The organism is Zhongshania sp. (assembly GCF_041623545.1).
In the GTDB taxonomy this organism is placed as follows: domain Bacteria; phylum Pseudomonadota; class Gammaproteobacteria; order Pseudomonadales; family Spongiibacteraceae; genus Spongiibacter.
This window is the reverse complement of the sequence record NZ_JBFJWS010000167.1, coordinates 1-7,033: the sequence shown is the minus strand read 5'-3', so window position 1 is coordinate 7,033 and position 7,033 is coordinate 1. Positions and strand designations below refer to the sequence as shown.

General features: G+C 51.2%; 7 protein-coding genes. 5 read left to right on the top strand and 2 right to left on the bottom strand.

Annotated features, from left to right (window positions below; translation table 11 throughout):
- Positions 1-106 precede the first annotated feature (106 nt).
- The 4 genes from pnp (at position 107) to ABYT30_RS13355 (ending at position 5,668) form a co-directional block, all read left to right on the top strand.
- Positions 107-2,233 (top strand): polyribonucleotide nucleotidyltransferase, encoded by a 2,127-nt coding sequence (pnp, locus tag ABYT30_RS13370; protein ID WP_373096942.1) that lies wholly within the window; start codon positions 107-109, stop codon positions 2,231-2,233.
- 166 nt (positions 2,234-2,399) lie between these two features.
- Positions 2,400-2,882 (top strand): DUF3015 domain-containing protein, encoded by a 483-nt coding sequence (locus ABYT30_RS13365; RefSeq protein ID WP_373081133.1) that lies wholly within the window; start codon positions 2,400-2,402, stop codon positions 2,880-2,882.
- A 60-nt stretch (positions 2,883-2,942) separates the two neighbouring features.
- Positions 2,943-4,787: a DUF4105 domain-containing protein gene (locus ABYT30_RS13360; RefSeq protein WP_373081132.1), complete on the top strand. Its 1,845-nt coding sequence runs from the start codon at positions 2,943-2,945 to the stop codon at positions 4,785-4,787.
- A complete protein-coding gene (locus ABYT30_RS13355) occupies positions 4,769-5,668 on the top strand; it encodes an alpha/beta hydrolase (RefSeq protein WP_373081130.1) in 900 nt (299 codons plus the stop codon). Before ABYT30_RS13360 ends, ABYT30_RS13355 begins: the two co-directional genes overlap by 19 nt.
- Before the next feature lie 12 nt (positions 5,669-5,680).
- On the opposite strand, the gene ABYT30_RS13350 is transcribed toward ABYT30_RS13355, so the two are convergent.
- Entirely contained in the window at positions 5,681-6,163 is a 483-nt protein-coding gene (locus tag ABYT30_RS13350; protein WP_373081128.1) for a peptidylprolyl isomerase, read from the bottom strand.
- A gap of 111 nt (positions 6,164-6,274) precedes the next feature.
- On the opposite strand from ABYT30_RS13350, the gene ABYT30_RS13345 reads away from it, so the two are divergent.
- Complete coding sequence (locus tag ABYT30_RS13345) at positions 6,275-6,457, top strand: hypothetical protein (RefSeq protein WP_373081126.1); 183 nt, start codon at positions 6,275-6,277, stop codon at positions 6,455-6,457.
- Between the two features lie 5 nt (positions 6,458-6,462).
- Here the strand turns inward: ABYT30_RS13345 and ABYT30_RS13340 are convergent, their stop codons facing one another.
- Complete coding sequence (locus tag ABYT30_RS13340) at positions 6,463-6,726, bottom strand: hypothetical protein (protein WP_373081125.1); 264 nt, start codon at positions 6,724-6,726, stop codon at positions 6,463-6,465.
- Between the last annotated feature and the right edge of the window lie 307 nt (positions 6,727-7,033).

Sequence of the window (7,033 nt, the reverse complement as noted above, 5' to 3'; positions counted from 1 at the left end):
CAAACTGATCAAGCGTTTAGGTCTGCGTCGCTAAGAAGAATAAGTGAGGGGGCCTTAGAGGCCCCCTTATTACTTTTATCATCCTTATTTTGGGAGGAATTACTCCGTGAATCCCGTTACTAAAACATTCCAGTGGGGCGGTCAAACTGTCACTCTGGAAACCGGTCGTATAGCCAGACAGGCTAGCGGTGCGGTATTGGTTACTATCGATCAAACTCAAGTTCTGTGTACTGTGGTTGCAGCAAAATCTGCCAAGCCAGGTCAGGACTTCTTCCCGTTGTCTGTGCACTATCAAGAGCGCACCTATGCCGTGGGTAAAATCCCCGGTGGTTTCTTTAAGCGCGAAGCGCGTCCCTCTGAAAAAGAGACGCTGACGTCACGTTTGATCGACCGCCCTATTCGTCCACTGTTTCCTAAGGGTTTCCAGAACGAAGTTCAGGTTATCTGTACGGTAATGTCTGCAGACAAAGTGAACGACCCAGATATCGCGGCGCTGATCGGTACTTCTGCAGCACTGGCTATTTCTGGCGCGCCGTTCGCTGGTCCAGTTGGTGCAGCCCGCGTTGGCTTCACTGCCGAAGACGGTTATATCCTAAACCCGACGTTTGAACAGCTGAAAACCAGCATGTTGGATATGGTTGTTGCTGGTACTCAAGACGCTGTATTGATGGTTGAGTCAGAAGCTAAGCAGCTGACTGAAGATCAAATGCTGGGTGGCGTTCTTTACGCGCACCAAGAAATGCAGGCTGTTATCCAAGCGATTAAAGAGCTTGCGGCTGACGCCGGTAAGCCTGCTTGGGATTGGCAGCCAGAAGCGGAAAATACCGCTTTACTGGGTGCCGTTGCCGAAGGCTTTAAAGCAGGTCTGGGCGATGCCTACCGCATTACTGATAAAATGTTGCGTTACGCCAAAGTTAGCGAATTACGCAATGAAGCGATTGCCGCATTAGCGACTGGTGAAAATGCACAGTACAGCGCAGATGATGTGAAAGGCGTTTTTGCCAAGCTGGAAAAGCAAATTGTTCGCCAGCGTATTCTTAATGGCGAGCCACGTATTGATGGCCGTGATGGTCGTACTGTACGTCCAATCAATGTTGAAGTTGGCGTATTGGGCAAAGCTCACGGTTCCGCATTGTTTACTCGCGGTGAAACTCAGGCGATTGGTGTGGCAACATTGGGTACGTCGCGCGATGGCCAGTTTGTTGACGCACTGCAGGGAGAGTTTAAAGATCACTTCCTGTTGCACTATAACTTCCCTCCCTACTCTGTGGGCGAATGCGGTCGTATGGGTAGCACAGGTCGTCGCGAAATCGGTCACGGCCGTTTGGCACGTCGCAGCTTAGAAGCAGTATTGCCGAGTGTTGAAGAATTCCCATACACCATTCGTGTTGTATCAGAAATCACTGAATCTAACGGTTCAAGCTCCATGGCGTCGGTCTGTGTTGGCAGCTTGTCGCTGATGGATGCCGGTGTACCGCTGAAGGCACCTGTTGCTGGTATCGCGATGGGTCTGGTTAAGGAAGGCGAGCGTTTCGCGGTTCTTACCGATATTCTCGGCGACGAAGATCACCTTGGCGACATGGACTTTAAAGTTGCTGGTACCGCCGACGGCGTCACTGCACTGCAGATGGACATCAAGATCGAGGGTATTACCCAGAAGATCATGGAAGTCGCTCTGGAGCAGGCTCAGCAGGCCCGTTTATTGATTCTTGGTCAGATGAACCAAATCTTGGCAAGCTCGCGCAGTGATGTGTCGGACAATGCGCCAAGCATGCACGTAATGAAAGTCGACTCTGACAAGATCCGTGACATTATCGGTAAAGGCGGCGCCACTATTCGCAGCATGTGCGAAGAGACGGGTGCGCAGATCGATATCGAAGACGACGGTACTGTTCGCGTTTACGGTTCTGATGCGGCATCACGTGACGATGCGGTTAACCGTATTCTGGCGATTACTGCTGAAGCTGAAGTCGGTGCAATTTACACCGGTAAAGTGGCGCGTATCGTTGATTTCGGTGCCTTTGTTACGATTCTGCCGGGTAAAGACGGTCTTGTTCATATCTCACAGATCTCTGATGAGCGTGTAGAGAACGTTAGCGACTACTTGACCGAAGGCCAAGATGTACAGGTTAAAGTCCTGGACGTTGACGCCCGTGGTCGTATCAAGTTGTCGATTAAAGAAGTTGCGGCGGAAGCGGCAACTGAAGAGCAGGGTGAGCCAGCCGCTGAATAAGCGCAGCTTACTTGCTTAACCAGAACCCCGCACTGCGGGGTTTTTTTTGTCTCAATATTTACGGTACTTGCTATTTGGCGAACTATATTTGCCGTAGACAGTATCGCCCGCTGTGTTAATCTTTGGATGCAGTTAAAAATGTATAAAACAACAAAGGGGATTTTGAATGAAAAAAATACTACTGGCCTCGGCTGTGATGGCTTTTTCTAGCGCTTCATTTGCAGTTGCACCGGGCGGCCCGAATTGTGGTTGGGGCAATATGCTGTTTGCTGGTCAATCTGGCTTGCCGTCACATCTGGTTGCGTCGATCACCAATGGCACATCAGGCAATAACACCTTTGGTATGACCTTGGGCACCAATGGTTGCTCAGCAGATGGTACCTTGACCTACGGCGGCAAGAAAATGATTAATGTCGGCGCCATCATGGATGAGTTCTCAGAAGACGTTGCCCGTGGCGACGGCGAGGCATTAACCGCTGTTGCTGTGTCATTGGGTATTAGTGCAGAAGATCGCCCTGTGTTTAAGGCGGCAATGCACCAGCACTTTGACAGTCTGTTTCCACAGGGTGATGTCAGTGCTGATGCGGTGGTGGCGTCCATGTTTCAAATCATGAAAAGTGATCAGCGCTTAGCGAAATACGCAGCCTAAGTTTTCTTTTTTCAGTGCGATAACGGTCCCTCGGGGCCGTTTTTTTATACAAGGAATATTATGGGGCGTTTACTTGCTGGAATGATGGGGTTTGTATTCAGCGTTTCCTCACTAGCTTTAGATGCAAATCCCCATAGCGTAGATCTAAGCGAGCTAGCGCTGAGTGGCTCGTGGCGAGCTTTGCTACATATTCCTCGGGGCGAAAATGAGCGCAGCTATATTGACGACCCCCGATTTTTTCTCGCTAAAGATGGCGCGCGTAATCGCTCTGCAGAGCTCGGCGCGACCTTAGCGGCCTTTACGCAAACGCCGGAGACGACTGCATGCCGTTTTCCCGCTCGTTACCAGTGGCTGAAGAAGCAGGGCTTATTGCCCGATAAGCTGTTAGCGAATTGCGATGATTATCAGCAGTGGCGAAAACAAATCGATATCGACCGGATAGTTTTGGTATTGGCGGCGAGTTATTTAAACAGCCCCTCGTCAATGTACGGTCACACCTTTTTGCGACTTGACCCGGCGGGTGCGCGCAGCGAGAGTGCATTTCTATCTTACGCCTTGAATTTTGCCGCGAGTATACCGCCCGGCGAAAACGGCATGCTATACGCTTACCGGGGAATCTTAGGGGGCTACCCCGGGTTGTTTAGCATGCAGCCGTACTACGAAAAAATTCAGGAATATAGCCGCTTAGAAAATCGAGATATGTGGGAGTACCCTCTGGATTTAAATTCAGCTCAAATTGATACTTTGTTGGCGCATACTTGGGAGTTGCGCGGGATTAATTTTGATTATTATTATTTCGACGAAAACTGCTCCTTTCGCTTACTTGAATTGTTAGAAGTTGTACTGCCGGATGTGGATTTAACCTCACGCTTTGTTCGTGCGGCGATGCCGGTGGATACCGTGCGCGCAGTTATCGATGCTGGTTTGGTGCGTGAGCCAGAATACCGAGCTTCAAAACGCGTTGAGCTTGAAATGCTATTGGCGGGCTTTAACGACGCGCAACGGCGCATAATCAAAACCTTAGCAAAGCAAAGTAATAGTCTCGATAGCCCTGAATTTCTTCAGTATTCAGGTGCTGAGCGGCAAGCTATGGCGATGGCAGCCTACCGCTATTTGCGCTACAGCGATAATCGTGAGCAGCGCAGTAGTGCAGGCGCTGCGCGGAGCTTAGCCTTACTTCGGGAGGTGCAGCGCTACGGGGCGATCGAGTGGCCACGGGCCGAGTCACCGGCGCAGCCAGATCGAGGCCACCCAACGTCGCTATTTGCGATAAACGTGGGTTCCCGTAATGATCGTCAGTACAGTACCGCCGAGTGGCGAATCAGTTATCACGATGCCTTGGACTCTGCGGCCGGTTACCCCGCTGGAGCGACGTTGAGTATGGGCCGTCTCGAAGTGCGTTGGCAAGGCGATCGAGAAGCTGGTGATGAGCAAACCCAATTGCAGCGCTTTGATCCAGTGGCGATCCGTTCCTTGGCACCCCGTAATGACTTTTTTTCCCCACTTAGCTGGCAAATCGATGCCGGGCTTGAGCGCTTAGATGATTCTCCCGAGCAGAGCTTGGTGAGCCGTATTAGCGGTGGCGCAGGGGCGAGTGTCGCGGTATTGGGCGGAATCGCTTATGCCCTGCCGGGGCTGCGCCTTGAGTACAACGGCGATGCCAAGCAGCATCTGCGTTTGGCGCCGCAAATGGTCTTGGGGCAATTGTGGCAGGGCGCTGAGTTGGCGACAGAACTGAACTTTAGTTATAGTGATTTTGGTGGCGACGGGGAGCGTCGTCACGTCAGTTTAAGCAGTAACTGGGCATTTTCTCGTGAAAATGCGCTGCGTGCTGTGATTGATTATCGCCATCAACCTTGGGGCGAATCGACGGGAGTAGAACTACAATGGCGGCATTATTTTTGAGCGCCAGTCCGCCTATTCGGAGAATTCATAAAGCCTTTGTATTGGCGCTGCTAAGCTTGGGTTTGAGTGGCTGTGAGAGTCTGTTGTTTTTTCCGCAGCAGCAATTGCTGCGGACGCCGGCAGATGTTGGGCTGAAATATCGCGATGTGCGTATTGCCGTGGGGGCCGATACTCATCTTCACGGTTGGTGGCTGCCTGCTGAGGGTGAGGCGCTGGCGACAGTCCTTTTTGCCCACGGTAACGCTGAAAATATTAGTACCCATTTAGCTAGTGTCTATTGGTTGCAAGCGCAGCGCGTGAATGTTTTGCTGATCGATTATCGCGGCTATGGCCGTTCAGCTGGGCGCCCAAGCGTGGTGTCGGCGCAGGAAGATATTCTTACGAGTTTGGCATGGTTACAAAATCAGTCTTCAGAACAAGAAACGCCGATTCTAGTGTTAGGTCAAAGTCTAGGCGCCAGCTTAGCGGGCGTCGTTGTAGCTCGGCATCGCAGCAATATTCCGAATCTGGCTGGTGTGATTTTAGACGCGAGTTTTACTGGCTATAGTGCGATTGCCAAGACGGTGGCTGCCGCCAATTACGTGACCTGGCCTTTTCAGTACCCAGTGGCTTGGGCTATGCCGAAGGGACAGGATTTGATCGCGGAAGTAGCTGGGATCGCGCCGCTGCCCTTATTGTTGATACACGGCCGTAATGACGCCGTAGTGCCCTATAGAAATGCGTTGGTACTCTTTGCGGCGGCGGGTTCGCCGCGCCAGCTACTCAGTTACAATGGCGGTCATATCGAAACATTTAACCATCCGCAGAGCGGCGCTGAAAATCGCGCGATCGTAATGGATTTCATTCTTGAGGCCGCCGGCCTGTGGCGAAGCCGCCACTGACCGTCTCCAAGCTCAGTGCTGGTGTCCGCCTTCGCCGTGGGCGTGGCGGTGACGAATTTCTTCGTCAGTGGCGTCGCGAATGTCTTTAATTAGCACTTTAAAGCTTAATGTGTGGCCGGCAAGCGGGTGGTTGAGGTCGATATCAACCGCAAATTTGCCCACTTTAACAACGGTCGCTTGGCGCATGCCCTTGTCAGTATTAAAGCTAATGGCTTGGCCCGGCTTCATTTTGCCCTCGTGTTTGAGGTATTTAGCCGGAATGCGCTCTTGTTTATTCGGCTCTACGTTGCCGTAGGCGTCTTCAGGTGCGAGGGTAACTTCGAATTCATCACCGACTTTATGACCGGCCATTGCGGCTTCTAAGCCACTGATGATGTTGTCTGCGCCGTGCATATACAGGGAGGGTGTATCCTTGAAATTATCTTCTAATACCGTGCCCTGACTATCGCGAAGCTCGTAGTGGAATGACACCACCTTATTTTTGCTAATTTCCATCTTGTCTCCTCGTCGCGATTGAATATCGCACCGCAATCTTAAGGCGCGTATAGTAATCGTGAATTTCGCCCAGTGGTAGCTTTGCGGGGCTGAATATAATGGAGAAACGGTATGGGCGAGGTCATCCCCTTTAAACGTCGCCCAGTAGGGCGCAAGCCAGCGAGTAGTTTATGTCGCGAGGGGCATCATAAGTGGCGGGTCGATAAAGCCAAGCAGTTTGATGTAAAACAGGGGAAGTTAGTGACGATTTACTTGTGTGAGCGTTGCGGTGAAAAGAAAATCACCGCACATTGAGGTGCTTACTGGATTTCAATGCTGCCCGCGTGATTAATTTCGTCACTTATCATCGCTAGCCAGTTTTGAGCCTCGTCGAGGCCTTCGACGGCTTTTACGACGCAGGCTAGGCCAAGTAAGTGCTCTCTGAGCAGCGCTCGCATGGGCAGGTCGTGCTCCTGGGCTTGCTCTTGTAGGAACAGAAAGGCCTGGGCGCTAATGTCGTCGATATGCATCTGCTGCGTATTTTGACGATATTCTGCTAGTCTAACAACTTTTGGGGCGGCCATTTCAGATCTCCTTTGATCAACTTGTAACCAATTATAGGAGTCTGGGCGGATATAACCCTTCGTAATTACCCGTATGGTGAGGGATGTCGCGTAGTCAAACATTGCTCGCTGTATTGATGAGTGGTATTAAACACGGCTTGTTCCAACTAAGTGACGTCCAGTAAAAGGAGTCAATTGAGTGTGGAAAGGCCCTAGAATCATTGTTTAAGGATTAAATAGCACCGTATGTCGGATACTATCGTGATTGGCGCTGACGGCGTCGAACAAATGCCATTAAAGACGTACACCGAGAAGGCCTACTTGGATT

Coding starts and splice junctions, on each gene's coding strand:
- ABYT30_RS13360 (WP_373081132.1), top strand. CDS start 2,943: ATGGGGCGTTTACTTGCTGGAATGATGGGGTTTGTATTCAGCGTTTCC.
- ABYT30_RS13345 (WP_373081126.1), top strand. CDS start 6,275: ATGGGCGAGGTCATCCCCTTTAAACGTCGCCCAGTAGGGCGCAAGCCA.
- ABYT30_RS13350 (WP_373081128.1), bottom strand. CDS start 6,163: ATGGAAATTAGCAAAAATAAGGTGGTGTCATTCCACTACGAGCTTCGC.
- ABYT30_RS13365 (WP_373081133.1), top strand. CDS start 2,400: ATGAAAAAAATACTACTGGCCTCGGCTGTGATGGCTTTTTCTAGCGCT.
- ABYT30_RS13340 (WP_373081125.1), bottom strand. CDS start 6,726: ATGGCCGCCCCAAAAGTTGTTAGACTAGCAGAATATCGTCAAAATACG.
- ABYT30_RS13355 (WP_373081130.1), top strand. CDS start 4,769: ATGGCGGCATTATTTTTGAGCGCCAGTCCGCCTATTCGGAGAATTCAT.